Consider the following 26,574-nt stretch of genomic DNA (forward strand, 5'->3'; position numbering starts at 1 on the left):
GTTTACTGTTCCAGAGCGCGGATGAGATTTACCATCTCTACCGCGCTTTGTGCACAGTCAAAGCCTTTGTTTCCTGCTTTTGTTCCGGCCCGTTCAATGGCCTGTTCGATATTTTCTGTGGTGAGAATGCCGAACAGAACGGGAACGCCGGTGGAAAGAGAGGTCTGAGCGATTCCCTTGGAAACCTCATTGCAGACATAATCGTAGTGGCTGGTGCTGCCGCGGATAACAGCGCCCAGGCAGATTACGGCGTCATAACGTTTACTGGCAGCCATTTTTGATGCAATGAGGGGGATTTCAAAGGCTCCCGGAACCCAGGCTACCTCAATCTGAGAATCTTCCACACCCATTCTCTTTAAAGCGTCCAGGGCGCCGTCCAGAAGCTTGGACGTAATAAATTCATTAAATCGGGCGGCTACAATTCCGATTTTAATATTTTCTGATACAAGTGCTCCTTCATACAGTTTCATGTTTAGTTTCCTCCTTATAATTTAAGATATGTCCCATTTTTTTCTGTTTTGTTCTTAAGTAAAAAATGTCATGGGAGTTTGCTTCCATCTGGATGGGCACCCTCTGCAGAATCTGAATGCCGTAATCTTCCAGCTGGTAAACTTTGTCCGGATTGTTGGTCAGAAGACGCAGGGTTTTCACTCCCAGATCTCTTAAAATCTGGGCGCCGATATAATATTCCCGGAGATCTCCCTTAAAGCCCAGAGCCAGATTGGCCTGCAGGGTATCCATTCCCTGTTCCTGAAGTTCATAGGCTTTTAACTTGTTGACCAGACCGATGCCCCGGCCTTCCTGACGCATATACAGCAAGATGCCCCGGCCTTCTCTGGAAATCTGTTTCAGGGCGGATTCCAACTGCTGTCCGCAGTCGCAGCGAAGGGAACCGAAAACGTCTCCGGTCAGACATTCGGAGTGCACCCGGCAGAGGACGTTTTCCCCGTCTCCAATTTCTCCTTTTACCAGAGCAATGTGGTGTTCGCCGTTTAATTTATTTACATAGCAGTAGGAGCGGAAGTCGCCGTATCTGGTAGGCATTTTTGTTGTGGCGGCGCATTCCACCAGAGAATCGTGAATCTTACGGTACTCCTGGATCTGGCGGATAGTAATCATGGTTAAGTTCCAGTGTTTCGCAAAGGTATTCAGCTCTTCCCTTCGCATCATGGTTCCGTCTTCTTTCATGATTTCACAGCAAAGACCGCAGGGAGCCAGACCGCATAAACGAAGGAGATCTACGGTGGCCTCGGTATGGCCGTTTCGCTCCAGGACGCCGTTTTCCTTTGCGATCAGCGGGAACATATGTCCGGGACGCCGAAAGTCCTGAGGGGAGGATGTCTCATCGGCACACATACGGGCTGTGACTCCCCGTTCCTCGGCAGAAATACCGGTGGTAGTGGACTGATGGTCCACGGAGACCGTAAAAGCTGTTTCGTGATTGTCTGTATTGTGAGAGACCATCTGGGGGAACTGAAGCCTTTGGGCAATCTGTTCCGTCATAGGCATACAGATCAGTCCTTTGGCATGGGTTGCCATAAAATTAACATTTTCGGTTGTGGCAAACTGAGAGGCGCAGATTAAATCCCCCTCGTTTTCCCGGTCCTCATCGTCTGTGACTAAAACCAGTTTTCCCTGTTTTAGATCTTCAAAGGCCTGTTTTAAAGCATCGAAATTCATTTAGAGTACCTCCTGTTAAAAGCCGGAACGAAGCAGGAATTCCCGGGTGATGCCCTTTGGGGTCTGTTCTTCGTTCTTCAGCAGTTTTTCCACGTATTTTCCTATACAGTCGTTTTCGATATTTATGAGATCCCGGACGTTTTTCCGGGGCAGTATGGTATTTTCCAGAGTATGGGGGATAACCGATACCTGGAAAGAATCCTGGGAGACGGAGGCCACCGTCAGGCTGATTCCGTCCAGAGCCACGGATCCTTTCTCCACAATGTATTTTAAAATGGAAGGAGCGGCCTGGATGGTATACCAGACGGCGATTCCGTCTTTGTGTATCCGGGTTATGGTGCCTGTGCCGTCAATATGGCCGGAGACAATATGTCCTCCGAATCTTCCGCCCAGAGCCATGGCCCGCTCCAGATTCACAGGGCTTCCCGGTTTCAGTTGGGAGAGGGAAGTCCGTAAGAGGGTCTCCTGCATGACATCTGCGGAAAAACTATCAGAGTGAAAATCAACCACCGTCAGGCAGATGCCGTTTACCGCGATGCTGTCGCCCAGGTGAATATCTTCCAGAATCTTCTTGGCAGCGATGGTTAAGCGCAGGGCATTTTTCTGAGGCCGGATGGTCTTCAGGCTTCCCAGTTCTTCTATGATTCCTGTGAACATGGATAGATTACCTCACTTTCAAATAAGAAATCTTCCCCGTACGGAGTAATTTTCGGCGAAGTCAGGCGGACTGCCTGATCCGGGGCTTCAAATCCAAGACCTCCTACCGGGGTTTTGCCGGTGTTTCCGCCCAGCAGCATGGGGGCAATGTAGGTGCAGATGCGATGAACCGCATGGTTCTTCAGCATCCCCCAGTTTAAAGTACCTCCGCCCTCCAGGAGAATGCTGTCAATTTTCTGTTTTCCAAGGGCTTCCATAAGATCGGGGATACTCAGATGTCCCTGTTCTTCTTTTATGGTTAAGACGGTGCATCCGGCGTCCCGATAGGGGGAGAGCCGGGAAGGATCCTTCTGGCAGGTAGCCAGGATCACAGGAACCTGTGAGGCCGTCTGAACAATCCGGGAGGACAGAGGCGTGCGCAGATGGGTATCGGCAACAATCCGAATGGGATTTTTCCCCTGTTCCAGACGACAGGTCAGCAGGGGATCATCCTGCAGTACGGTGTTGACGCCCACCATAATGCCCATGCAGTTATGACGGAGCTGATGGACATGGGCCCGGGCCGCCTCCCCGGTAATCCATCGGGAACGTCCGGTATATGCGGCTGTTTTCCCGTCCATGGTCATGGCATATTTCATAATTACGTAAGGCTTCTGGGTGGTTATAAAATGGGAAAAAATGCGGATAAGATCCCGGCATTCTTCCTCCAGAATTCCCACATCCACCTGAATGCCTGCAGAACGGAGAATCTGCGCCCCTTTGCCGGCTACCAGAGGATTGGGATCCAGAGTACCGATGACGACTCTCTGGATACCGCTTTGCAAAATTGCCTCAGTGCAGGGCGGGGTTTTTCCGTAATGACAGCAGGGTTCTAAAGTCACATAGAGGGTGCTGCCTTCGGGGGATTCAGAAGCGTTTGCCAGAGCGTTTCGTTCCGCATGGAGTCCGCCGAATTTTTCATGACAGCCTTTCCCGATGATCTTTTTGTTTTTTACCAGGACAGCGCCTACCATGGGATTGGGATTGACCCATCCTTCGCCCTTTCTGGCCAGGTGCAGAGCTTCCTGCATATAATCAGAATCGTTCAAATAATCACATCCTTTCCTGGGTTTTCAAATTTTCCTAGACATGGTGTCAAAAGCCGCTCTTTTTTTCTATACTTGGCAAAACAGAAGAGGCTTTTGACACCTTAATCCTAGATATAAAAAAACACCCTGAAATGAAAATCATTTCAGGGCAGAAAACAAAAATCGAATTCCGTATTTTCCAATCTTCTTTCATCCAGACTTTACTGTCGGCTTCGGAGTTTCACCGAATCATGCCTTGCGGCTCGTGGGCTGTACCACCGGTAGGGAATTGCACCCTGCCCTGAAGATTCTCTTTTATTTAAAAACTATTATAGTTAAAATGAAAGAAAGTGTCAATACAATAGGAATATTTTGAGTATTTTCGGAAATTAAATTCTTAATGGAGAGAAAAACAGAGAACAGGACGGATGACGCTTGTAAGAGATCCTTTCTATTGATATAATGGCCTTAGAATTTGCTGAAACAGATACGGCTTTCATCCGGAGGAAATATTTTGTAAGGGAGGATGTAAGAATGTTGACAGTATATCATGGAAGTTATCTGCCTGTGCAGATCCCGGAGATTCGCAAAGGGCATTATACGAAAGATTTTGGCACGGGATTTTATTGTACTATCATTAAAGAGCATTTCTGCACAGAAGAAGCGCTAAAATGTCTTAGATACAGAGGGTATGAGGAGGTCAGATAAAAGATGAAAAGAAAAGGAAGGGAAAGTTTAAAAGATAATGATTTGTTTTTTACATGCAGTCTCATAGACTATATAGCGCGAAAAAGTAAAAATACAAGAGCAGATGTGGTAAAAATGCTGGGCAGACAGCGGATTGAGAAAATTTACGACTTAGCAGATGTCTACCATAGCGATAATATCGACAGGGTCAGTCAGGACTTTATTGACGAAGCGCATATTACAACAGGAAATTTTGATAATGTGGGAGAATGCAGGTATGCAATCCCTACTCACTGGGATATTGGAAAAGTGTATAAACGGCTAATTAAAAAAGTTTCGGAAGTGGAAAAAATACCGGTTATAGATGCGCTGCAAAGTGTTTACAGCTCTTTCATCAGTGAAAAAATTGACGATTACAACAGCAGTGTGTATTACGAAAATCCGTCTTATATATATGCCTGTTATTCAGAGAACAAAATGCTGTAAAAAACATTCTGCGCTGCAGGGAAAGCGAAAGCAGGTCTGTCTCTTTGTGTTGTATGGAAAGGGTAACATATGATTAGGAAACAGTTACAGGAAATGGATAAAAAAGACAGAAAGAAGTCAGCTCTTCTTGGGGCAGTGATAGGAGATATTGCAGGATCCAGATTTGAGTTTCGCAATTATAAAAAGAAGAAAGACTATCATTTAATAACAGAAAAGTGTTTCTTTACGGATGATTCTGTTATGTCCGTTGCCGTGGCCAAAGGGCTTATGGAAAGTGCGCCTTCTTTTGCCGGTCTTGCTGAAAATGCCGCAAACAGTATGCAGCAGCTGGGCCGCCGGTACCCTGAGGCCGGATACGGAGGACGATTTTACAATTGGATTTTTTCAGATAATCCCCAACCCTATGGAAGCTATGGGAATGGAGCGGCTATGAGGGTGGGGCCCTGCGGACAGGCAGCAAAAAGCCTCAGTGAAGCCAAAAGCTTTTCCAGAACCGTTACGGAAATTACCCATAATCATCCCGAGGCCCTCAAAGGGGCAGAAGCTACAGCAACAGCGGTTTACCTGGCCAAAGCAGGAAAAAGCCGGGAGGAAATCAGGGAAGTGATTGAGAGGGAGTATTACCGTATAGACTTTACCCTGGACAGTATCCGTAAAAATTACAGATTTGATGTTTCGTGTCAGGGGTCTGTTCCTCAGGCGCTGGAGGCTTTCTTTGAGTCTTTGGATTTTGAGGATGCAGTCCGAAATGCAATCTCTATTGGCGGGGACAGCGACACAATTGCCGCCATCTGCGGAAGCATCGCAGGATCGTATTATGGGGTGCCCCAAAAGCTGGAAGAAGCAGCCCTGACATTTTTTGACTATTTTATGAAGGGGATCATTGATAAATTTGAAGAATATACAGATGCGAGGGCATGATTTTGCAGACAGTTGATGAAAATCGGCTGTCTGCTGTTTTATGAGCAAAAGAAATTGTAATAAAAGAATTGACAATTTAAGGTTTCCTGTTATACTGTATTTTAGCAGTTAAAAGCGTTACACTTTAAACTGCGAAAGTATTGTAAGAAGGAGATTAGAAAATGGCAGTGAAACTGATAATGCTCCTCCTGTTTTTCAGTGTGATGGTGGGAGTAGGGATTTATTCCAGAAAGCATGCGACAAGCATGAATGATTTTGTTTTGGGAGGCAGGTCGGTAGGCCCCTGGCTTACGGCTTTTGCCTATGGTACGTCTTATTTTTCCGCAGTGGTATTTGTAGGATATGCCGGGCAGTTTGGATGGAAATACGGATTAGCTTCCACCTGGGTCGGCCTGGGAAATGCTGTTTTGGGCAGTTTGCTGGCCTGGGTAGTTCTGGGACGGCGGACAAGAATTATGACTCATCATTTAAAAGCGGCTACCATGCCGGACTTTTTCGGTAAAAGATATGACAGCAATGCTCTCAGAATTGCTGCTTCGGCCATTGTATTTATATTTCTGATTCCGTATACGGCTTCTTTGTATAACGGACTGTCCCGGCTTTTCGGGATGGCCTTTGATGTGCCTTACGCAGTCTGCGTAATTTTAATGGCTACTTTAACAGGTGTATATGTGATCCTGGGCGGTTATATGGCTACGGCAATCAACGACTTTATTCAGGGAATTATTATGCTGGCAGGAATTGTGGCAGTGATTCTGGCTGTCTTAAACGGCCAGGGAGGATTTATGCAGGCGGTCAGAAGCCTCTCTGAGATTCCCAGCGACGTGCCGGTAACTCTGGGACAGCAGGGAGCCTTTACTTCCTTTTTCGGTCCCGATCCGGTAAACCTGATGGGTGTGGTTATCTTAACTTCTCTGGGTACCTGGGGACTGCCCCAGATGGTACATAAGTTTTATACCATCCGCAACGAAAAAGCAGTCAATACCGGAACAGTGATTTCCACCATTTTTGCGGTTATTATTTCCGGAGGCTGTTATTTCCTGGGCGGATTCGGAAGACTGTTTGATAATCCGGGAATTTATGCAGAAGACGGCTCCATTATTTACGACGGAATTATTCCTTCCATGCTGTCTACCCTTCCCGATGTATTAATCGGAATTGTGGTGATTCTGGTACTTTCCGCTTCCATGTCCACCCTGTCTTCCCTGGTTCTTACATCCAGCTCTACGTTAACTCTGGATTTCATTAAGGGAAATCTGATGAAGGATTTAAGTGATAAGAAGCAGCTTCTGATTACCAGAATTTTGATTGTATTTTTCATTATTATTTCCGTAATTCTTGCCCTGGATCCGCCAACTTTTATCGCCCAGTTAATGGGAATTTCCTGGGGTGCGTTAGCGGGAGCCTTCCTGGCGCCTTTCTTATACGGCCTGTTCTGGAAACGGGTGACGAAAGCAGCTGTATGGGCAAGCTTTGCAGCAGGCGTAGGCATCACCGTTTCCAATATGTTCCTGCATTTTATTGCTTCTCCTATTAATGCGGGAGCCATAGCAATGGTGGCGGGACTGGTAATTGTACCTGTGGTAAGCGTTCTGACTCCGAAGCCGGAAAAGCAGCATATGGACTCCATCTTTGCCTGCTATGATGAACCGGTATCCGTTAAGCTGAAGATCGCTCTTCCGGAAAAGGAACTGGACGAAGAATAAGTTTAAAGATGAAGCAGGGAAGCGGCGTTTTTCCAGAGGATTTTCTCTTTCTCTTCTTCGGTAAGGGGAAGAGAGGAAAGCCGTTTTACTGCTTCCTTCTGACTGGTCCAGGGAGCGTCTGTGCCGAAGAGAATTTTATCGGCCCCATGGTTTTGGATCATCCGGGTAAGCTGGGCAGGATCTGCATCGGTGATGGTAAAGGCCGTATCAAAATAGACGTCTTTTCCAATGAGCTTTTCTTCCACTTCATCCAGATGTTGATTATTTCCCATATGGGCCAGAACCAGTCTGGACGGATGGACGTCTTCCAGTACTTCCAGAATCATATCCACGGTACAGTGAATCAGATTAGGGGAGTAGACGTCGAAGCCGGTATGGGTGACGCAGGCCAGATCCAGCTCTGTGGCCTTATAGAGAATTCTTTTATAACGAATGTCGTTAAAAAGGGCATCCTGATAGTCCGGATGAATTTTAATTCCTGCAAATCCAAGGGATTTGATTTCTTTCAGCTTTTCGGAATAATCCGAACAGTCCGGGTGCATTCCTGCAAAGGAGATTACCCGGGGGGAATCGGGAGAAGCCTTTTGGGCCTGTTCGTTTAAAAAGCAGGCAAACCGGGTAATGGAAGCATACTGGTGCGGATCCGTTACCGGAGGAAGCACTACGCTGACATCTACGCCGGCATCTTCCATGGAGCGGTGAAGGCCGTCGGCCGTTCCGTTCATGGACGGTTCAAGCTGAATCAGAGAAGCCAGTTTATGAATGGCAGCCTGTGCAATTTTATCGGGAAATATATGGGTATGAAAATCAATGATCATAAGAAACACCTCACGTTTTTTATTTGGATTCCATGTATTCGTGCTCGTATCATTATAACGTGTTTGATTTTGACTTTCAATATAGGAACATTAGTGCTATAATAAAAAATGATGCCTAAGGAGGTAAAAAGATGATTTGGGCAAAAGAAGAAACCTATTCCAGAGAGGAAATCGAGTGTATCCAGCTTCGTAAGCTGAAGGAGACGGTTTCCTATATTTATGAAAAAGTAGAGCCTTACCGCAGGAAGATGGACGCGGTTGGAATAAAACCTGCAGATATTCAGAAGCTGTCCGATTTGCAGAAGCTTCCCTTTACCAATAAATCCGATTTCCGGGATAATTATCCTATGGGACTTTTCGCAGTTCCCAAGAAAGAACTGGTACGTTTCCACGCTTCTTCCGGAACCACCGGAAAGCCTACAGTCGTGGGATATACCAGAAATGATATGCGGGTATGGACCAATAACGTTTCCCGTATTGCCTGTATGGGAGGGGCCTCCAGCGAGGACATTGCCCAGATTGCATTCGGATACGGCACCTTTACAGGAGCCCAGGGTCTTCATGCGGGGCTGGAAAATATCGGGGCGTCGGTAATTCCCACTTCCTCCGGAAATACCAAGAAGCAGATTATGTTCATGCAGGATCTGGGAACGACTCTTTTAGTAGCGACTCCTTCCTATGCGCTCCATGTGGGGGAAGTGATTCGTTCTATGGGACTGGATCCCAAAGAAGATCTGAAGATACACATCGGCCTGTTCGGCGGCGAAGGCATGACAGAACCCATGCGGGATGAAATGCACCGTATCTGGGGCGATCAGTTCTTATGTACCCAGAATTACGGAATGAGCGAACTGTGCGGACCGGGTGTAGCCGGAGAATGTGAACAGTTAAATGGAATGCATATTAATGAGGACTGGTTTATTCCGGAGATTATTGATCCGGAAACGGGAGAAGTTCTTCCCCCGGGAAGCAAAGGGGAACTGGTAGTGACCTGCCTTGGAAAAGAGGCTCTGCCGTTAATCCGGTACAGAACCAAGGATTTGTCCCGCCTGATGTACGAGCCCTGCGCCTGCGGCAGAACCACCTGCAGAATGGAAAATCTTTCAGGACGTTCCGACGATATGCTGGTAATCAGAGGAGTAAATGTCTTCCCGACACAGGTGGAGGAAGTGCTTCTGAAGATTCCGGAAATCGGACCTCATTATGAAATTGTAGTAGAAAGAAAGAATCGTCTGGATGTTATGACCATTACGGTGGAACTGGTTGACGACCGACTGTTGGATTCCTATTCCAAATTAAGGGAGCTGGAAAGCAGGGTGCGCAAGAATCTGAAGGCTCTTCTGGGACTGGATGCGGTATTGAAGATTGTAGGACCTATGAGTCTGCAGAGATTTGAAGGAAAAGCAAAACGAGTAACAGATTTAAGAGGAGACGGTCTGTAGAATGGAGGAAATAGACAATGATTAAACAGGTAGCAGTATTTGTGGAAAACAAACCGGGAAGCCTGCGTGACGTTACAGCGGCGCTTCATGAAAAGAAAGTGAATATTCATGCCTTTGCATGTTTTGACACACCGGAATTCTGCATCTTCCGTATGATTGCCGATAAGCCGAAAGAAGTAAAAAGCGTTCTGACCGCCAAAGGCTGTGTGACGAAAATCTGCGATGTAATCGCTGTGGAGCTGGAAGATGAACTGGGAGGCCTGGACGGACTTTTAGATACTCTGGCAGACAGCAATATCAGCATTAACTACACCTATACTTCTTTCAGAAGAAAACACCAGATACCGGTAGTTATCCTGTATACGGAAGATATTTTTGAATCGGAAAGTATCTTAAAGAGAAAAGGTTTTCATATTCTGACGGATATAGAAGAATTAAACGGATAAAAGCAGAGTAAATAAGCGGAGAATCCAATGTATAAAATATTGATTGTGGAAGATGATTCAGTCATCGCCCGGAGTATTCAGAAACAATTATCAGCGTGGGGCTTAGAGGTGGAATGTGCCGACGATTTTCGTCAGGTTATGACCTGCTTCGCCCGGTTTCAGCCCCACCTGGTCCTTTTGGATTTATCTCTGCCCTTTTATAATGGATTTCACTGGTGCGAAGAGATACGGAAGATTTCTCAGATACCAGTGATTTTCATTTCTTCGGCCTCTGACCAGATGAATATGGTAATGGCCATGACCAGGGGAGCGGATGATTTTGTGGCTAAGCCCTTTGATATGCAGGTTTTGGTTGCCAAGGTGCAGGCGATGCTGAGAAGGGCATATTCCTTCGGAAATCCGGCGTCCCTTGTGGAACATAAAGGCGCGATTCTGAATCTGAGCGACGGTTCGTTGTTTTACCAGGGGGAAAATCTGGAACTGACAAAAAACGAATTCCGGATTTTAAAACTTTTAATGGAAAATCACGGAAATGTGGTTTCCAGGGAGACCATTATGGAAAAACTATGGGAAAGCGACAGCTTTATTGATGACAATACCCTGACAGTAAATGTGACGAGACTGCGCAGAAAACTGGAAACTATAGGAATGAAGGAATTTATTCAGACGAAAAAGGGAGTCGGTTATCTGGTATGAAAAGGAAAATGCTGGGGGAATATCTGTGGATGAAAAGACAGATATTCCTTTTTGTCTTTTTGGGGGTTGTTATTTATGCATTCGTGGGGTGGCTGTATGGAGAAGCGGCAGAAACGGTACTGTATCAGACTTTTCTGTGGATTCTGTTTACAGGAGGGATCCTGCTGGCAGGCTTTCCCTCTTTCTGCCGAAAGACGGAACAGTTAAAATACCTGAAATCTGCCCTGGATGAGTATCTGGCTGAATTTCCGGAAGCGGAAAATAAGATTGAAGAGCGTTATCAGGAGATTCTGATAAAGATGGAGCAGATTCGGAAAAAACTGCAGGAAGAGCAGGGAAACCGTTACGATGATCTGAATGATTACTATTCTATGTGGGTACATCAGATTAAGACGCCCATTGCGGCCATGGGGCTTTTGCTGGAGGACGCAGATCCGAAACAAAGGCAGGATCTGTCTCTGGAACTGTTTAAAATTGAATCTTATGTGGAAATGGTGACCGGTTATTTAAGAACAGAAAGTCTGGGAGGGGACTGGCTGTTAAAGGAGCAGGATCTGGATTCCATGATCCGCCAGGCAGTAAAAAAGTACGCCAAGATGTTCATCAGCAAGAAGATTTCTCTGAACTATGAACCGGTGTCCGCTCAGGTTCTGACCGATGAAAAATGGCTGGTATTTGTTCTGGAGCAGATTTTATCCAACGGATTAAAGTATACAGGAAAAGGGCAGATCTCCATTTATCTGGAGGATGAAATTCTGGTTATAGAGGATACCGGGATCGGAATTGAGAAAGAAGATCTGCCCCGCATTTTCGAGAAGGGATATACGGGAAGAAACGGGAGAACGGATAAAAAGGCTACCGGAATCGGCTTGTACCTGGTAAAGAAGATTATGGATAAACTGGGACACGGGATCTGGATTGATTCAGAAGTCTCCAAGGGAACAAAAGTTTATCTGGACTTACGGCAAAAGAAACTGGAAATGATATAGGGGGAACAGGTATGCAGATAAAAGAGCTGTGGATTCGAAATTTCAAATCCATTAAGGAAATGCATCTGGAACAGATTGAAAACGCCTTAATCCTGGTGGGAAAGAATAATACAGGGAAGACGGCAGTGCTGGACGCCATACGGGTTGCCCTGGGAAACCGGGAAGTCAGAGCGGAAGATTTCCATGAAAATTATGCCAATATTGAAATTCAGGTGTGGCTGGAGATTACGGAGGAAGAACTGCGGCGTTTTCATCTGATGGGACAGGTCAGTTCCTACCGCAGGTATGAAGTCTGGCTGAAAGACTTTAAAAAGAAGCTTCCTTCTTTTCAGAACGGGAGACTCTGTTATGAATTTGTGGCAAACCGGGAAGGCAGAATCCGCCTGTCGGACGGCTATAAGAAACAAAATCCTTATATTTCCAAAGTACTTCCTTCTTTATATTACATTGATATTCAGAGAAACCTGGCCTCTTTTCAGAAGGATCTGCTGCTTTTACAGGAAGATGATCTTTTAAAGCAGATGCGTTCCGGCTGCTGCATGTTTGATCGTTCCAGAAACTGCAGCTATTGTTTTTCCTGTATCGGTCTGATTAACCGGAAACAGCCGGAGGACTTAAATGTGCTGGAAGCGGCCAAACTTCTGGATTACAAACTCTATCAGCGGAATCTGGACGGTTTTTCTGAAAAGGTCAATGAGATTTTCCGGCGAAACGGCGGGACGGGAGAAATCTGTTATTCCATGAATCACGATGTGGAAAGGATGCTTTCCGTACGGGCAGAGCTTGTGGAACCGGGAAGAAAAGAGAAAAGACCGGTGGAACATATGGGGAAGGGAATGCGGAGCATTTATATGCTGTCCCTTCTGGAAGCCCATGCCCAGGGGGAAAACGGCAATCCGGGGATTGTGCTGGTAGAAGAGCCGGAGATTTTTCTCCATCCTCAGATGCAGAAAGTATCTGAAGAAATTCTCTATCGGATTTCCAGAAGGAATCAGGTTATATTTTCCACCCACTCGCCCAACCTGCTTCCGGATTTTAATTCCCGGCAGATACGGCAGATTTACGTGGATGAGGAGGGATACTCCCAGGTTCGCAAAAAAACGGACATCAGCCTGATTTTAAGAGATCTGGGATATACGGCAGGGGACTTAATGAATGTGGACTTTGTATTTATTGTGGAAGGGAAACAGGATAAGAACCGTCTGCCCCTGCTTTTAAGAAAGTATTATTCCGAAGTTTATAAAGAAGACGGGAAACTGTTCCGGGTGGCGATTCTCTCCACCAACAGCTGTACCAATATTAAAACCTATGCAAATCTGAAGTATATGAATCAGATTTACTTAAAAGACCGTTTCCTGATGATTCGGGACGGGGACGGAAAGGATCCCCGGGAACTGAAAAAACAGCTCTGTAAATATTATGAGGACCGCAGAGCGGAAGACGCAGACGGCCTGGTGCGGGTAACGGAGAAAAACGTGCTGATTCTGAAATATTATTCCTTTGAAAATTATTTCCTAAATCCAGAGATTATGGCCAGGCTGGGGATTCTGCCTAAGGAGGAAGCCTTCTATGAAATTTTCCTGGAAAAGTGGAAAGAGTATCTCCATAAGCTGAGAAGTGGGAGGCATTTACAGGAAGTCCTGGGCCGGGATTTGGAAACCACAGAAGATGTAAAGGCTCATATGGAGGAAATTAAACAGTATCTGCGGGGTCATAATCTGTTCGATATTTTCTATGGAAGATACCGGGAGGAAGAGGAGGAGCTTTTAAGCCGCTATCTGGATTTGGCTCCCAGGGAAGAATTTCAGGATATTCTGGAAGGGATTGAGCGGTTTATCTATTTTGAGAACCGGGTAAAAGAAGAGTCTTACGAAAATGTAAGGATGCCCCGCAAATTGTAAGCTGAAATTATGGCAGCGGCGCCTTTTCTTTTTTATACTGAAACCAGAAAAGAAGAAAAGAGGTTGAAAAATGGCATTACTGGAAGTACAGAATGTAAAAAAGATTTACAGTACCCGTTTCGGCGGAAATAAAGTGCAGGCGCTGACCAAGGTGAACTTTTCTGTGGAAGAGGGAGAGTATGTGGCGATTATGGGGGAATCCGGCTCTGGAAAGACCACCCTTTTAAATATTCTGGCAGCCCTGGATAAACCCACCGGAGGGAATGTCCTGCTGGAGGGAAAAAGTCTTATGGGACTAAAGGAGAAAGAGATTTCCGCCTTCCGCCGTAAAAATCTGGGTTTCGTTTTTCAGGATTTTAATCTGCTGGATAATTTCAGCGTCCGGGATAATATTTATCTTCCTCTGGTTCTGGCCGGAGAGGATTACCGGGAAATGGAGCAGAAGATCCGTCCTCTTGCCAGACAGCTTGGTCTGCAGGAGATTCTGGAGAAATATCCTTATGAGATTTCCGGAGGACAGCAGCAGAGAACGGCGGTTGCCAGGGCGCTGATCACAAGTCCCAGGCTGGTGCTTGCAGATGAACCCACAGGTTCCCTGGATTCCCGCTCGGCAGGACAGCTGCTGGATATGTTCGGGGAGATTAACCGGCAGGGACAGACCATCTTAATGGTTACCCACAGTACCCAGGCGGCCAGTCATGCCAGCCGGGTTCTGTTTATTAAAGACGGGGAGGTCTTCCATCAGATTTACCGGGGAGACCGCAGCGGACAGCAGATGTACCAGCAGATTTCCAATACCCTGACCATCCTTGCGACAGGCGGTGAGTATCATGAATAGAAGAGGATTTTACAGCCGGATGGCTATAAGGAATATCTGGAAGAACAAGAGGGTGTATCTCCCCTATCTGCTTACCTGTATCTGCGCCGCCGCCATGTTTTACATGATGCATTTTCTTACCTGGAACAAAGAGATTGATAAGATGGAAGGGGGCGATGACATTCGCAGCCTGCTGGCGCTGGGAAGTGTGGTCATCGGGATTTTCTCTTTTATCTTTTTAATATACAGCAACCAATTTGTGATGAAGCAGAGAAAAAAAGAACTGGCCTTATACAATATCCTGGGACTGGAGAAAAAACACATCCGGAGGATACTGTTTTCAGAGAGTCTGATTGCAGCAGCGCTCAGTCTGGCAGGAGGATGTGCGGCGGGAATTGCAGGAAGCAAGCTGATGCTGCTTATATTTCTGAAAATCTTACGACTGCCGGTGGTATTCGGTTTTTATATATCCGGAAAGGGGATTACTTCCTGTCTCTGTCTGTTTGGAGCTGTCTTTCTTCTTATTTTGCTGGACAACTGCAGAAGAATTCAGATGACCAGTCCCATGGAACTGTTAAACAGCCAGAGAGCCGGAGAAAAAATGCCGAAAGCCCGTTGGGCTTTGGCAGTTGTGGGGATACTGTGCACAGGCAGCGGCTATTATCTGGCCATAACCACAAAATCCCCTCTGGCGGCCATGGCGGTCTTCTTTCTGGCAGTTCTGCTGGTGACAGTCGGAACGTATTTTCTGTTTATGGCCGGAAGTATTGCCCTGCTGACTTTTTTGAAGAAAAGAAAGTCCTTCTATTATAAGACCAGAAACTTCGCCAGCGTTTCCGGACTCATCTACCGGATGAAGCAGAATGCGGCGGGGCTGGCAAGCATCTGTATTTTAAGCACAGCGGTCCTTCTGATGGTGTCTGCCACAGTATGTCTGTATGTGGGGCTTAATCAGATAACAGACGCCAGATTTGCCAGGGAGCTGCAGATGACCTTTAATGGCGGGACTGCTCAGGAACGGGAAACTGTCCGAAACGAGGTATACCGCCTGCTGAAGGAAAACCATATTTCCTATAAAAATGTTCAGGAGTATCAGACTTTTACCAACGTGGTGATTGAAACCGAGGGAAAACTGGAATGGGCGGACAAGAAAAACGGAAAAGAAGCTCTGACAGGGTCCAGGATGTTAAATCTGCTGACTGCAGAACAGTATGAAAATCTCAGCGGGAAAAAGGTATCTCTGAAAGAGGGTGAGGTTCTGTTTTTTACAGATGGCAAGGGACAGGAGAGAGAATCGGTTACGATAGAAGATCAGACTTTCCGGATTGTGGGAACGCTGAAAGAGGCTCCCTATCGGGGCGTGTTGATTGGGACGATGGATATGTATTTTCTGATTGTAACCGAACCGGATTTTAACAGGATTGTAAACGGCCAGGATCCGGCGTACGCGGAAGGAATTACTCTGCAGATGGGAGTTGATCTGGAAGGAACCGATGAGGAGAAAATCCAGGACTTCCGTATTTTAACTGCAGGGATGAAAGAGAGGATTTCTCCTGTGATAAGTGCAGAGGGAAACGGGCATTATTATGTAGAATGTCGGCAGGACAGCGAGAAACTGTTTCGCATTATCTATGGAGGGCTTTTCTTTTTAGGAAGTTTTCTGGGGCTTTTATTCCTTCTTGCCACTGCTTTGATTATTTATTATAAACAGGTTTCGGAGGGATATGAGGATCGGGAACGTTTCCAGATTATGCAGAAGGTGGGGATGGATAAAAAAGAGGTTCACCAGTCCATTCGCAGACAGGTCTGGATGGTGTTTTTCCTTCCATTGGGAATGGCCGTGCTTCATATGGCGGCTGCGTTTCCGCTGGTAAAGAGGCTGTTGGCTCTTATGAACCTGTACCAGACCTCCCTGTATATTGTCTGCACATTGGGAACCATACTGGTGTTTGCCCTGGTGTACGGGATTATTTACTGGATTACGGCCAGAACCTATTACCGGATTGTGAATTGAAGTTGATTTATAAATGTTAACTTTCTAAAATTCTATCTTTGATAGTAAAAAAAGAAAAAGTGGCTATTCCCTTAATTTATGAGGGTAGCCATTTTTCTTTTTGCAGCATCTATAGCAATGGTTGGAAATATCAGAATCAAAAATTATATGCCTGATATATAATCGCAAAATGCAAGGCTGTTTTAAAAAGAAAATAATTAGAAATAATGAAAATTGGTATGTATTTTACATTGACTAGCAGATTCATATGTGCTAGTATTTAGTTAGACTAAATACTAAGCGGAGAAGAAATGGTTAATGAATTTGAAAAACAGATTAAGCGGGGGATGCTGGATATTATTATTCTTAATATGCTGACACAGAAACCATGTCATGGATATGAATTACTACAAGAAATTAAGAGAAGTTCACAAATTTTTGAATCATTAAAAGAAGGGACTTTGTATCCAAGATTATACCGATTGCTTGATAATGAATGTATAGAGTTTAATTTAGCGGTTGACGAAAAAAAATCAAAAGTAAAAAAAATATATAATATTACAAAAAAAGGAAAAATCCAACTGGAAGAATTATTAAAAATATGGGATATGTTTGTAGAAGATATGTCTTCTGTTTTGGGGAGATGAAAAATATTGACAGAAAAAAAGTATGTTAGGAATGTATTTAAACATGTCATGTGTGGGGGGAAAAGAAAAAAAGAACTATATAAAAGTTTTTTGGAGCTGGTTATCGAAAAAAAAGAAGAGGGGATGGATATAGAAAGCATAATCAGTGAAATGGGTGAACCGGAAGAGGTCGCGGAAGAAATAAATGTGTATTTGTCTGAAAAGAATTTGCTGGTAAATCGGATGATTTTAAATGTTTACAATGGATGTAAATATGCAAATATTCTAGCGTTTGTTATTGTAATATTAACATTTGGTTCTATGTTTGTTAAGCAATATAAAATTTTACGTTTTGTATATGAACATCAAGATGCATCGGCTTACTTTTTTGCCAGTCCTTTAATGTTTCCAGTTCAAATAAGCGGTTTGATAGTTTTAATTATTTTAATTATAGCTCTGTTTATAATACGAAGTGTATTAAAGAGAAAATATATGGGCTAAATGTGTGTTTAAGTCTGAGGGGCAATAGAAAGGAGGAATAAAATGAAAAAAATAATTGGTGTAATTTTGATGGCGGTATTAATGCTAAGCAGCTCAGTAAATGTATTAGCATCTAATGGGACGGAAGATTTTAGAATTACGGAAAATACGTCATTGGGAGACGTAATGAAGAATACGGATCCGGAAACGTATTATAATTATTCAGAAGAACAAAGAGAACAGTTTGATGCTATAAACTTTATTGATTTAACAGAAAATGGTCAGAGTACTTTTGAAGCATCAGATCCTGATGCAAGATCATGGTATCCTACATTTGGGGCATCGTTAAGCACAGATCAATCATCCCCTTCCAAAGGAACATTATCTTATTCGGGGACAATTAGTGCGACAGAAGCTTGTCCGTCTTTATATTTATCTGCTATTGCGTATGATAGCGGCGGCAGCGTTGTAAGTGAAATGGCAAATACCAGATATGGAAGTTCTCAAGTTACAGTTGCTAACATCAGATATAATTTAAAGTCTGGTGGAACATATCATGTAGCATACTATGGAATAATTGAAGCACCAGCAGGGCTAACTCCTTCCAGCGGTGTAGTATCATCAACTAAATACATAACATTAAAATAAATCAGATAGATTTAATGCACATTTAGCAATATATTTAAGAACTAAAACCTATGTAAAAAACTGAAAGTGTTCGGAGGGTATCGTAAACATCAACGGATGAAGCGGTACCCTCGTTTTATCTATATCTTTAATTTTGTTGTTTGCCTGTTCTTGAAAGATAGTTGCACGAAGGAAGTGTTGGTGTTACAATCTCTTTTGCACGAGAGGAGTCGAAGATTGTGAAAAAAGAGAATTTTAAAAGAGGGGCGAAAGACGGGATTCCTATTGCCCTTGGATATTTTGCCGTCTCCTTTACCTTTGGGATGATGGCAGTGGCAGGGGGCTTAAGTATCGGCCAGGCAGTTTTAATCTCCCTTACGAATCTGACATCGGCGGGGCAGTTTGCCGGTCTGGATATTATTCTGGCGGGAGGATCCTGTTGGGAAATGGTGCTGACCCAGCTGATTATTAATCTGAGGTACTGCCTGATGTCTTTTTCCCTGTCTCAGAAATTTGAAAAGAATATGAAAAACAGGCATCGCTTCGTGACGGCCTTTGGGGTAACAGATGAGATTTTCGGCATCAGCGCCAGTCAGAAGGGAAGAATCAGTCCCTATTATAATTATGGAGCGATGTGTGTGGCCATTCCCGGATGGACCCTGGGGACTCTGGCGGGAGCCATTTCCGGCAACTTACTTCCGGACTTTATGATGAGCGCCCTCAGCGTTGCTATATACGGAATGTTTATGGCGATTATTATACCGCCTTCAAAGACAAACCGGGCAATTCTGGCAGTGGTGACAGGAGCTATGGCGTTTAGCGGCCTGTTCTCTGTTCTGCCGGTGTTAAAGGAAGTATCTTCCGGATTTGTAATTATTATTGTGACTTTAGTAACGGCAGGAGCCGCTGCATGGCTGCGTCCGGTACAGGAAGAGGAGGGAGTAAAGGTTGAGTCCTGATATTTATGTTTATATAGCGGTGATGGCAGTTGTCACCTATCTGATTCGCGTGCTTCCGCTGGTACTGGCCAGGAAGGAAATCACAAGTCCCTTCCTGAAATCTTTTTTGTTTTACGTACCCTATGCGTGTCTGGCGGCCATGACGTTTCCGGCGATTCTGACGGCCACGTCCAGTGTGATTTCTGCAGTTGCCGGACTGATTACTGCTCTTGTGACGGCCTACCTGGAAAAGAGCATGATTACAGTGGCGCTGTGTGCCTGTGCAGCAGTGTTTGTGGCAGAGAGACTTCTTCAACTGGCAGGATGTCTGTAAACGGACAGCCGAAAAAACGGGGAGGGATGCCCTATAAAAAAGAAAAAAAAACCCCATGGATGCGTCTGCTCCTTATTCTCTCTGTTTATGGAGCGGGAATTATTTTGTATTTGGCGGTAGGGGTCTTTATGGAGAAAGAAGGACTGGAATTTCGTTCCTGGGTGAAATGGACGGCCCTTTTCCTGGGATATCTGATTCCCGCCGGTACGTTACTGGGGTATCTCATATGGGGAATAGAAAAATTAAAAGCAGGACTTCGGGAAGTCCTTCTGGTGGTTCTGGTGATTGCTGTGCTGGTCCTTGCGGCGGGATTTTTTCTTCTTTTATTTATTGGGGCTTTGATGTTCCCCGAGGAGAAGAAACTGGATAACGGACTGCTGGAAGTACGATATGCAACATTTCGGGAAACGGAAGTTTATGAATGCAGATCGGCTGGTCTTTTCGCCAGGACGGCAGGCAGGCGAAAAGTGTCTTCCAAAGAAGCGGAAAATGTTCCGGAAATCACTGTATCTCCGACACCGAACCCCACATCTGTTCCATCTGAGGAGGAAGGAGCCAATGAGTCGGCGAAAACAGAGCAGGAAAGCAATCCTCTGGAGACGCCGGAAGGGAGTTATCAGGTACTGTATGATACGGTGCTGTCTGAAACCTACAGCATGTCCCGTCCCGGATATAATGCAAAAGGAAACTTCTACAGTGTCTTAGAAGAGGGGACTGCAGAATACGAAGGGCGGCAGGTTCCCTATGACATTACGGCTGTATATGACAGAAAATCCGATGACGGTACAAGCCAGTGGTTTGTCCTGTATAAAAATTATTATAAAGAAACGGAAGAAGAAACCTCTGTGATGGAAGCGGAAATCCTGGGCGGATATGCGGTTCATATGGAGACAGGAGAGGTTTTTGAAAGGGAAATTTATTGGTAGGATGCAAAAAAACAAATTTTTTGAAAAAATTTGAAAATACCTATTGACATCTGAGGGAAAAAAAGGTATTATAATCAAGCAGTCACGAAGTGGCTGAAACAAATAAGAAATGCAGGAGTGGCGGAATTGGCAGACGCGCAGGCTTCAGGTGCCTGTGGTCGCAAGATCGTGTGGGTTCAAGTCCCATCTCCTGCACTTTTTTATTGCAGCGAGAAAGGTTAGGGTTGAAAAAACAGTTGCATTTACATATAATATACTTAACAAGAGAGCCGTTGGTCAGCGCACACCTGACCGCCGGTAAAATAGGTTAAAAAAGTAGTGCCTTACTTTACCAGAGCGAGGGCACTATTTTTTGTGGTTTAATACTGTCAGAACAAGAGTTATGACGGCACAAAGCGTAATTACAAAAGCAAATAAATCACTATATGTAACCATAAGCACCAGCCTCCTTCCGTATAATGTCCGGCGGCTGTATAGCACCCCAACGGCTCCCGGGGTAAGTATATTATTGTCCTGGTTCGTGAAGCATATCAAACGGCTCCCTGATTTCTCATTTCCATAGGGATACGGCAAAAAATAGTATTGGAAATAAGGCAGCAGTCCACAAGGGCTTTTCAAATCCGAAATTTATCTCCCCAGACAGTCTCTTTTTTGTTATACTAGATGGAGAAAGACAAAGAAATGAAACCAATTACAAAAAGGAAATGGAAGAGAGGAGGAAATCGGATATGAGTTATGAAATTCTGGCGATTAATCCAGGATCTACATCCACAAAAATTGCAGTATACGAAGATAAAAATGAGAAATTTTCCGTGAATATTGACCATCCGGCCAAAGAACTGGATGTTTTTGAAGGAATTAACGATCAGTTTCCTTTCCGGAAGGAAGCGATCTTACAGGTATTAAAAGAGAATCATTATTCTGTAGAGCGGCTGGCAGCCGTTGTCGGCCGGGGAGGACAGCTTCCCCCGGTAAAATCGGGAGGCTATCTGGTGAATCAGACCATGAAAAGAAGGATTATCGAAGGGCCCATTGTTTCTCATGCATCGAATCTGGGAGCTCTTTTGGCGGATGCAATAGCAGTGCCCCTGGGGATTCCTGCCTATATCTATGATGCGGTTTCTTCCGATGAATTAAAGCCTGTGGCGAGAGTGATCGGAATACCGGAGATTAAGCGGCAGAGTTTCTGCCATGTACTGAACAGCAAGGCTATGTGCCGGAAAGCAGCAGAAGCTCAGGGGAAACGTTACGAAGAGATGAATTTCATAGTGGCGCATTTAGGAGGCGGGATTTCCGTAAGCGCTCATGAAAAAGGAAAAATTGTAGATGTAATTACCGATGACGGAGGTCCTTTCTCACCGGAGCGTTCAGGAAGTATTCCCCTTATCTATATTGTAGATATGTGCTACAGCGGTCTTTATAATAAAAGAGAGATTATGAAAAAACTGAGAGGAATGGGAGGTCTGAAGGCTTTACTGGGAACGCCCGACTGCCGGGAGATTGAAAAAATGATCGACGGCGGAGATGAAAATGCGAAACTGATTTATGAAGCCCAGGCCTATCAGATTGCGAAGGGAATCGGAGAGCTGGCACCTGTATTTGAGTCAAAGCCGGACGCTGTTATTCTTACGGGAGGAGTGGCCTATTCCAAACGTCTGACGGCCATGATACAGAAACGGGTGGAATTTATCGCTCCTGTCATCATACTGCCGGGGGAAAACGAATTAGAGTCTCTGGCCTATGGCGCTTTGCGGATTTTGCAGGGAGAAGAAAAAGCCCATGTCTACCGGGAACCGAAAAAGCCGAAAAAGAAATATTAAGTTTCTTATAGAAGATAGTTGAAAAAGAAGAAGGTTTGTGATAAAATTTTGAAGATTTAGTGTGGAGTAATAGGGACAAAAGAAAGGGAGATTGTATGAAAGCATTCCTTATATTAGAAGACGGGCATGTATTTACGGGAACCAGTATCGGTTCCACGAGAGAAGTGATTAGTGAAATTGTATTTAATACTTCTATGACTGGCTATCTGGAAGTTATGACAGACCCTTCCTATGCGGGACAGGCAGTCTGCATGACATATCCTCTGATTGGCAACTATGGAATCTGCTACGAAGATCAGGAATCTGCCAGACCATGGATTGACGGTTATATTGTGCGTGAATTATCCAGAATCCCCAGCAACTTCCGAAGTGTGGACAGTATCTGGCATTATCTGGAAAAACATGACATTCCGGGCATCGCAGGCATTGATACCAGAGCCCTGACTAAGATTCTTCGTGAGAAGGGGACAATGAATGGAATGATCACAGTCAATGAAAATTATGACCTGGACGAAATTATCCCCCGTTTAAAAGCATATACAACAGGCAAGGTAGTAGAAAAAGTCACCTGCCGGGAAAAAGAAGTTTTAAAGGGCAGCGGTCCGAAAGTGGCTCTGCTGGATCTGGGAGCGAAAAGAAACATTGCCAAATCACTCAATGAGAGAGGCTGTCAGGTAACAGTTTATCCGGCTCATACAAGCGCGGAAGAAATTCTGAAAACCAATCCTGACGGAATTATGCTTTCCAACGGACCCGGAGATCCCAAGGAATGCGGAAGTATTATACAGGAAGTAAAGAAACTGTATGATTCTCAGGTCCCGATTTTCGCCATCTGCCTTGGCCACCAGCTTATGGCGCTGGCTACAGGCGGCGACACCCACAAAATGAAGTACGGACACCGCGGCGGAAACCACCCGGTAAAAGATCTGCAGACAGGAAGAGTTTATATTTCTTCTCAGAACCACGGATACGTAGTGGATGCAGATTCCCTGGAAGCGAAAAAAATTGCGAAACCGGCTTTCGTTAATGTAAATGACGGTACCAACGAAGGGCTGGCTTATGAGGGAAAGAATATTTTCACTGTGCAGTTCCATCCGGAAGCATGTCCGGGACCGCAGGATTCCAGTTACTTATTTGACAGATTTATGGAAATGATGGGAGGGACGAAATAATGCCAAAGAATCCGGAGATTAAAAAAGTACTTGTGATCGGTTCAGGTCCTATTGTAATCGGTCAGGCAGCAGAGTTCGACTACGCAGGAACCCAGGCGTGCCGTTCCCTGAAAGAAGAAGGGATGGAAGTTGTTCTTTTAAACTCCAATCCTGCAACCATCATGACAGATAAAGATATTGCCGACCGGGTTTACATTGAACCCCTGACAGTAGAAGTGGTAGAGCAGTTAATCCTGAAAGAGAAGCCGGACAGCGTACTTCCCACCCTGGGAGGACAGGCAGGCTTAAACCTGGCCATGGAGCTGGAAGAAAAAGGCTTTTTAAAGGAAAACAATGTACGTCTGATTGGTACCACTGCAGAAACCATTAAGAAAGCGGAAGACCGCCAGGAATTCAAGGATACCATGGAGAAAATCGGCGAGCCTGTGGCAGCTTCCAAGGTGGTAACCACTGTACAGGACGGTGTGGAATTTACCAATACCATCGGCTATCCGGTTGTACTGCGTCCCGCCTATACCCTGGGAGGAAGCGGCGGCGGTATTGCCAATAACGAATACGAATTAAGAGAAATCCTAGAGAACGGTCTGCGCCTTTCCCGTGTGGGGGAAGTTCTGGTAGAACGGTGTATTGCAGGATGGAAAGAAATCGAATACGAAGTAATGCGCGACAGCGCCGGAAACTGCATCACTGTATGTAATATGGAAAACATCGACCCGGTAGGCGTTCACACCGGAGACAGTATTGTTGTGGCTCCGTCTCAGACCCTGGGAGACAAAGAATACCAGATGCTGCGTACTTCCGCCCTGAACATTATTACAGAGCTTGGAATTACCGGCGGATGTAACGTGCAGTATGCGCTGCACCCGGAGAGCTTTGAATACTGTGTTATTGAAGTAAATCCCCGTGTAAGCCGTTCTTCTGCCCTGGCGTCAAAGGCAACCGGTTACCCCATTGCGAAAGTAGCGGCTAAGATTGCCCTCGGTTATACTCTGGATGAGATCAAAAACGCCATTACAGGAAAGACTTACGCCAGCTTTGAGCCGATGCTGGATTACTGTGTAGTAAAAATCCCGCGGCTTCCCTTTGATAAATTTATCAGCGCCAAGAGAACTCTGACCACACAGATGAAGGCGACCGGAGAAGTTATGAGTATCTGCAATAACTTTGAAGGAGCATTAATGAAGGCCATCCGTTCTCTGGAGCAGCATGTAGACAGTCTGATGTCCTATGATTTCTCCCACCTTTCTTCCGAAGAACTGCTGGAAGAATTAAAGATTGTGGATGACCGCCGGATCTGGAAGATTGCAGAAGCTATCCGTCAGGGAATCCCTCAGGAAGAGATTCATAAAATTACACAGATTGACCTCTGGTTTATTGATAAGATTGCCATTCTGGTAGAGATGGAAGAGAAACTCAGAAATGAGGAACTGACAGAAGAACTGCTGACCGAGGCGAAACGTCTGGAATTCCCGGATTATATCATCGGTAACTTAAATGGAAAAACCGAAGAAGAAGTAAAAGCCCTGCGGAAAGAATATAACATTACAGCCGCTTACAAAATGGTTGATACCTGTGCGGCAGAGTTTGCGGCGGAAACTCCGTATTATTATTCTGTATACGGCGGAGAAAATGAGGCAGCAGAGACGAAAGACAAGAAAAAAGTACTGGTATTGGGTTCCGGTCCTATCCGTATCGGACAGGGAATCGAGTTCGACTTCTGTTCCGTACACTGTACCTGGGCCTTCTCAAAAGAAGGATATGAAACCATTATCATTAACAATAACCCGGAAACTGTAAGTACAGACTTTGACATTGCCGATAAGCTGTATTTCGAGCCTCTGACTCCGGAAGATGTGGAAAACGTAGTAAACGTAGAAAAACCGGACGGAGCAGTGGTTCAGTTCGGCGGGCAGACAGCCATTAAGCTGACAGAAGCCCTGATTAAAATGGGTGTGAAGATTCTGGGAACCTCCGCAGAAAATGTGGATGCGGCAGAGGACAGAGAGCTGTTTGACGGCATTCTGGAACAGTGCCGGATTCCGCGTCCCAAGGGACATACGGTATTTACTGCAGAAGAAGCCAAGAAAGCGGCAGCAGAGCTGGGCTATCCGGTTCTGGTTCGTCCCTCCTATGTACTGGGCGGACAGGGAATGCAGATTGCCGTAAACGACGAAGACGTGGAAGAATATATTGGAATTATCAACCAGATTGCCCAGGAACACCCGATTCTGGTGGATAAATACCTAGTTGGCAAAGAGATTGAAGTAGATGCAGTATGCGATGGGGAAGACATTCTCATACCGGGAATCATGGAGCATATTGAGCGGGCCGGTATTCATTCCGGAGACAGTATTTCCGTCTACCCGGCACAGACGATCAGCGCCACTGCCAAGGAAACAATCGCAGAATATACCCGCCGTCTGGCAAAAGCCCTGCATGTTGTGGGTATGATTAACATACAGTTTATTGTCTGCGGGGAAGAAGTTTATGTTATTGAAGTAAATCCCCGTTCCAGCCGTACAGTTCCTTATATCAGTAAAGTGACGGGAATCCCCATTGTACCGCTGGCAACGAAGGTGATTTTAGGACATAAGTTAAAAGACCTGGGTTATACCCCGGGACTTCAGCCGGAGGCAAAACACATTGCCATTAAGATGCCGGTATTCTCCTTCGAGAAGATTCGCGGAGCAGACATCAGCCTGGGACCGGAAATGAAATCCACCGGAGAGTGTCTGGGTATTGCCACGACCTTTAACGAAGCGCTTTATAAAGCATTCTTAGGAGCGGGAGTAAAACTTCCGAAACATAAAAATATGATTATCACCGTCAGGGATGAAGATAAACCGGATGTCATAGAGATTGCACACCGTTTCGAAGCTCTGGGGTATAAGATTTATGCCACAAGAAGCACGGCGAAAGTCTTAAAGGAAAACGGAGTAAAGGTTATCCGTACCAATAAACTGGAACAGCCGTCTCCGAACCTGATGGACTTAATCCTGGGCCATAAGATTGACCTGATTATTGACACTCCGCCTCAGGGTGTGGAACATTCCAAAGACGGATTCCTGATCCGGAGAAACGCCATTGAAACAGGTGTGAATGTATTAACTTCTCTGGATACGGCAGCCGCGCTGGTAACCAGTCTGGAAAATACAGATCTTCATAATCTGACCCTGATTGATATAGCTACAATAGATAACGTATAAAAACAAAAGATTCTGTTGAATGAGAAAACTTGTTCGGCAGAATCTTTTTATGTAAATTTTAAGATTTGGAAAAGTATACGGGTAGGCAAAGGATCGGGGATGTGGTAAGATAGAGGGCAGAAAATTTAATAAGAAAAGG

Annotated in this window: 25 protein-coding genes, 1 tRNA gene and 1 riboswitch; of the genes, 21 read left to right on the top strand and 5 right to left on the bottom strand. The window is 45.2% G+C overall.

Annotated elements, in window-relative coordinates; genetic code table 11:
• Positions 1-2: 2 nt before the first annotated feature.
• Genes ribH through ribD form a run of 4 tightly spaced genes read right to left on the bottom strand, consistent with a single transcriptional unit; the run spans position 3 to position 3,425 of the window.
• Complete coding sequence (gene ribH, locus B5F53_RS02560; protein ID WP_087219304.1) at positions 3-470, bottom strand: 6,7-dimethyl-8-ribityllumazine synthase; 468 nt, start codon at positions 468-470, stop codon at positions 3-5.
• Positions 457-1,680 (bottom strand): bifunctional 3,4-dihydroxy-2-butanone-4-phosphate synthase/GTP cyclohydrolase II, encoded by a 1,224-nt coding sequence (locus tag B5F53_RS02565; RefSeq protein WP_087219307.1) that lies wholly within the window; start codon positions 1,678-1,680, stop codon positions 457-459. Before B5F53_RS02565 ends, ribH begins: the two co-directional genes overlap by 14 nt.
• Before the next feature lie 15 nt (positions 1,681-1,695).
• The gene (ribE, locus tag B5F53_RS02570; protein WP_087219310.1) at positions 1,696-2,337 is read right to left on the bottom strand and encodes a riboflavin synthase; all 642 of its coding nucleotides are present in this window, start codon (positions 2,335-2,337) and stop codon (positions 1,696-1,698) included.
• Positions 2,319-3,425 carry a bifunctional diaminohydroxyphosphoribosylaminopyrimidine deaminase/5-amino-6-(5-phosphoribosylamino)uracil reductase RibD gene (gene ribD, locus B5F53_RS02575; RefSeq protein WP_087219311.1) on the bottom strand — a complete coding sequence of 369 codons (1,107 nt, stop codon included), beginning with the start codon at positions 3,423-3,425 and terminating at the stop codon, positions 2,319-2,321. The genes ribE and ribD overlap by 19 nt, the downstream gene beginning before the upstream one ends.
• Positions 3,426-3,602: 177 nt before the next feature.
• Positions 3,603-3,717: riboswitch (FMN riboswitch) on the bottom strand.
• A gap of 221 nt (positions 3,718-3,938) precedes the next feature.
• Here ribD and B5F53_RS02580 point away from each other — a divergent pair.
• From B5F53_RS02580 to B5F53_RS02595, 4 genes are all read left to right on the top strand, one after another.
• A complete protein-coding gene (locus tag B5F53_RS02580; protein ID WP_242970213.1) occupies positions 3,939-4,112 on the top strand; it encodes a DUF3990 domain-containing protein in 174 nt (57 codons plus the stop codon).
• Between the two features lie 3 nt (positions 4,113-4,115).
• Positions 4,116-4,577: a hypothetical protein gene (locus B5F53_RS02585; protein WP_087219317.1), complete on the top strand. Its 462-nt coding sequence runs from the start codon at positions 4,116-4,118 to the stop codon at positions 4,575-4,577.
• Between the two features lie 69 nt (positions 4,578-4,646).
• Entirely contained in the window at positions 4,647-5,498 is an 852-nt protein-coding gene (locus B5F53_RS02590; protein WP_204246894.1) for an ADP-ribosylglycohydrolase family protein, read from the top strand.
• A gap of 161 nt (positions 5,499-5,659) precedes the next feature.
• Positions 5,660-7,204 (top strand): sodium:solute symporter family protein, encoded by a 1,545-nt coding sequence (locus tag B5F53_RS02595; protein ID WP_087219320.1) that lies wholly within the window; start codon positions 5,660-5,662, stop codon positions 7,202-7,204.
• A gap of 2 nt (positions 7,205-7,206) precedes the next feature.
• Here B5F53_RS02595 and B5F53_RS02600 read toward each other — a convergent pair whose 3' ends face one another.
• Positions 7,207-8,022, bottom strand: coding sequence for an amidohydrolase family protein (locus B5F53_RS02600; protein WP_087219323.1), 816 nt, complete (start codon positions 8,020-8,022; stop codon positions 7,207-7,209).
• Positions 8,023-8,153: 131 nt separating this feature from the next.
• Between B5F53_RS02600 and B5F53_RS02605 the strand changes: the two genes are divergently transcribed.
• The 17 genes from B5F53_RS02605 (at position 8,154) to carB (ending at position 26,435) form a co-directional block, all read left to right on the top strand.
• A complete protein-coding gene (locus B5F53_RS02605) occupies positions 8,154-9,464 on the top strand; it encodes a phenylacetate--CoA ligase family protein (RefSeq protein ID WP_087219327.1) in 1,311 nt (436 codons plus the stop codon).
• Positions 9,465-9,481: 17 nt separating this feature from the next.
• Positions 9,482-9,910 (top strand): ACT domain-containing protein, encoded by a 429-nt coding sequence (locus B5F53_RS02610; RefSeq protein ID WP_087219330.1) that lies wholly within the window; start codon positions 9,482-9,484, stop codon positions 9,908-9,910.
• A gap of 27 nt (positions 9,911-9,937) precedes the next feature.
• On the top strand, positions 9,938-10,606 hold the full coding sequence (locus tag B5F53_RS02615) for a response regulator transcription factor (RefSeq protein WP_087219333.1): 669 nt from the start codon (positions 9,938-9,940) through the stop codon (positions 10,604-10,606).
• Positions 10,603-11,595, top strand: coding sequence for a sensor histidine kinase (locus B5F53_RS02620; RefSeq protein WP_087219336.1), 993 nt, complete (start codon positions 10,603-10,605; stop codon positions 11,593-11,595). The genes B5F53_RS02615 and B5F53_RS02620 overlap by 4 nt, the downstream gene beginning before the upstream one ends.
• A gap of 11 nt (positions 11,596-11,606) precedes the next feature.
• Entirely contained in the window at positions 11,607-13,496 is a 1,890-nt protein-coding gene (locus tag B5F53_RS02625) for an ATP-dependent nuclease (protein WP_087219339.1), read from the top strand.
• 70 nt (positions 13,497-13,566) lie between these two features.
• The gene (locus tag B5F53_RS02630; protein WP_087219342.1) at positions 13,567-14,334 is read left to right on the top strand and encodes an ABC transporter ATP-binding protein; all 768 of its coding nucleotides are present in this window, start codon (positions 13,567-13,569) and stop codon (positions 14,332-14,334) included.
• Positions 14,327-16,327, top strand: coding sequence for an FtsX-like permease family protein (locus B5F53_RS02635; protein WP_087219345.1), 2,001 nt, complete (start codon positions 14,327-14,329; stop codon positions 16,325-16,327). Before B5F53_RS02630 ends, B5F53_RS02635 begins: the two co-directional genes overlap by 8 nt.
• Positions 16,328-16,617: 290 nt before the next feature.
• Complete coding sequence (locus tag B5F53_RS02640) at positions 16,618-16,953, top strand: PadR family transcriptional regulator (protein WP_087219348.1); 336 nt, start codon at positions 16,618-16,620, stop codon at positions 16,951-16,953.
• A 6-nt stretch (positions 16,954-16,959) separates the two neighbouring features.
• A complete protein-coding gene (locus B5F53_RS02645; protein WP_087219351.1) occupies positions 16,960-17,433 on the top strand; it encodes a hypothetical protein in 474 nt (157 codons plus the stop codon).
• Positions 17,434-17,475: 42 nt separating this feature from the next.
• Positions 17,476-18,060, top strand: coding sequence for a hypothetical protein (locus B5F53_RS02650; RefSeq protein ID WP_087219354.1), 585 nt, complete (start codon positions 17,476-17,478; stop codon positions 18,058-18,060).
• Between the two features lie 218 nt (positions 18,061-18,278).
• Complete coding sequence (locus B5F53_RS02655) at positions 18,279-18,998, top strand: AzlC family ABC transporter permease (protein WP_087219359.1); 720 nt, start codon at positions 18,279-18,281, stop codon at positions 18,996-18,998.
• Positions 18,988-19,311 carry an AzlD domain-containing protein gene (locus B5F53_RS02660; protein WP_087219362.1) on the top strand — a complete coding sequence of 108 codons (324 nt, stop codon included), beginning with the start codon at positions 18,988-18,990 and terminating at the stop codon, positions 19,309-19,311. The genes B5F53_RS02655 and B5F53_RS02660 overlap by 11 nt, the downstream gene beginning before the upstream one ends.
• Before the next feature lie 26 nt (positions 19,312-19,337).
• Positions 19,338-20,237 (top strand): hypothetical protein, encoded by a 900-nt coding sequence (locus B5F53_RS02665; RefSeq protein WP_140398193.1) that lies wholly within the window; start codon positions 19,338-19,340, stop codon positions 20,235-20,237.
• Between the two features lie 111 nt (positions 20,238-20,348).
• Positions 20,349-20,432: transfer RNA gene (locus B5F53_RS02670), tRNA-Leu, on the top strand.
• 533 nt (positions 20,433-20,965) lie between these two features.
• A complete protein-coding gene (buk, locus tag B5F53_RS02675) occupies positions 20,966-22,057 on the top strand; it encodes a butyrate kinase (protein WP_087219369.1) in 1,092 nt (363 codons plus the stop codon).
• Between the two features lie 95 nt (positions 22,058-22,152).
• The gene (locus B5F53_RS02680; RefSeq protein WP_087219372.1) at positions 22,153-23,229 is read left to right on the top strand and encodes a carbamoyl phosphate synthase small subunit; all 1,077 of its coding nucleotides are present in this window, start codon (positions 22,153-22,155) and stop codon (positions 23,227-23,229) included.
• Positions 23,229-26,435 carry a carbamoyl-phosphate synthase large subunit gene (gene carB / locus B5F53_RS02685; RefSeq protein ID WP_087219375.1) on the top strand — a complete coding sequence of 1,069 codons (3,207 nt, stop codon included), beginning with the start codon at positions 23,229-23,231 and terminating at the stop codon, positions 26,433-26,435. Before B5F53_RS02680 ends, carB begins: the two co-directional genes overlap by 1 nt.
• Positions 26,436-26,574: the final 139 nt, after the last annotated feature.

This window comes from Blautia sp. An249 (assembly GCF_002159835.1).
GTDB lineage: Bacteria > Bacillota > Clostridia > Lachnospirales > Lachnospiraceae > Blautia_A > Blautia_A avistercoris.

Excerpts from the sequence above, each read along its gene's own strand:
- ribH (WP_087219304.1), bottom strand. The coding sequence starts at position 470 with ATGAAACTGTATGAAGGAGCACTTGTATCAGAAAATATTAAAATCGGA.
- B5F53_RS02565 (WP_087219307.1), bottom strand. The coding sequence starts at position 1,680 with ATGAATTTCGATGCTTTAAAACAGGCCTTTGAAGATCTAAAACAGGGA.
- ribE (WP_087219310.1), bottom strand. The coding sequence starts at position 2,337 with ATGTTCACAGGAATCATAGAAGAACTGGGAAGCCTGAAGACCATCCGG.
- B5F53_RS02580 (WP_242970213.1), top strand. The coding sequence starts at position 3,939 with ATGTTGACAGTATATCATGGAAGTTATCTGCCTGTGCAGATCCCGGAG.
- B5F53_RS02585 (WP_087219317.1), top strand. The coding sequence starts at position 4,116 with ATGAAAAGAAAAGGAAGGGAAAGTTTAAAAGATAATGATTTGTTTTTT.
- B5F53_RS02590 (WP_204246894.1), top strand. The coding sequence starts at position 4,647 with ATGATTAGGAAACAGTTACAGGAAATGGATAAAAAAGACAGAAAGAAG.
- B5F53_RS02595 (WP_087219320.1), top strand. The coding sequence starts at position 5,660 with ATGGCAGTGAAACTGATAATGCTCCTCCTGTTTTTCAGTGTGATGGTG.
- B5F53_RS02600 (WP_087219323.1), bottom strand. The coding sequence starts at position 8,022 with ATGATCATTGATTTTCATACCCATATATTTCCCGATAAAATTGCACAG.
- B5F53_RS02605 (WP_087219327.1), top strand. The coding sequence starts at position 8,154 with ATGATTTGGGCAAAAGAAGAAACCTATTCCAGAGAGGAAATCGAGTGT.
- B5F53_RS02610 (WP_087219330.1), top strand. The coding sequence starts at position 9,482 with ATGATTAAACAGGTAGCAGTATTTGTGGAAAACAAACCGGGAAGCCTG.
- B5F53_RS02615 (WP_087219333.1), top strand. The coding sequence starts at position 9,938 with ATGTATAAAATATTGATTGTGGAAGATGATTCAGTCATCGCCCGGAGT.
- B5F53_RS02620 (WP_087219336.1), top strand. The coding sequence starts at position 10,603 with ATGAAAAGGAAAATGCTGGGGGAATATCTGTGGATGAAAAGACAGATA.
- B5F53_RS02625 (WP_087219339.1), top strand. The coding sequence starts at position 11,607 with ATGCAGATAAAAGAGCTGTGGATTCGAAATTTCAAATCCATTAAGGAA.
- B5F53_RS02630 (WP_087219342.1), top strand. The coding sequence starts at position 13,567 with ATGGCATTACTGGAAGTACAGAATGTAAAAAAGATTTACAGTACCCGT.
- B5F53_RS02635 (WP_087219345.1), top strand. The coding sequence starts at position 14,327 with ATGAATAGAAGAGGATTTTACAGCCGGATGGCTATAAGGAATATCTGG.
- B5F53_RS02640 (WP_087219348.1), top strand. The coding sequence starts at position 16,618 with ATGGTTAATGAATTTGAAAAACAGATTAAGCGGGGGATGCTGGATATT.
- B5F53_RS02650 (WP_087219354.1), top strand. The coding sequence starts at position 17,476 with ATGAAAAAAATAATTGGTGTAATTTTGATGGCGGTATTAATGCTAAGC.
- B5F53_RS02665 (WP_140398193.1), top strand. The coding sequence starts at position 19,338 with ATGCCCTATAAAAAAGAAAAAAAAACCCCATGGATGCGTCTGCTCCTT.
- buk (WP_087219369.1), top strand. The coding sequence starts at position 20,966 with ATGAGTTATGAAATTCTGGCGATTAATCCAGGATCTACATCCACAAAA.
- B5F53_RS02680 (WP_087219372.1), top strand. The coding sequence starts at position 22,153 with ATGAAAGCATTCCTTATATTAGAAGACGGGCATGTATTTACGGGAACC.
- carB (WP_087219375.1), top strand. The coding sequence starts at position 23,229 with ATGCCAAAGAATCCGGAGATTAAAAAAGTACTTGTGATCGGTTCAGGT.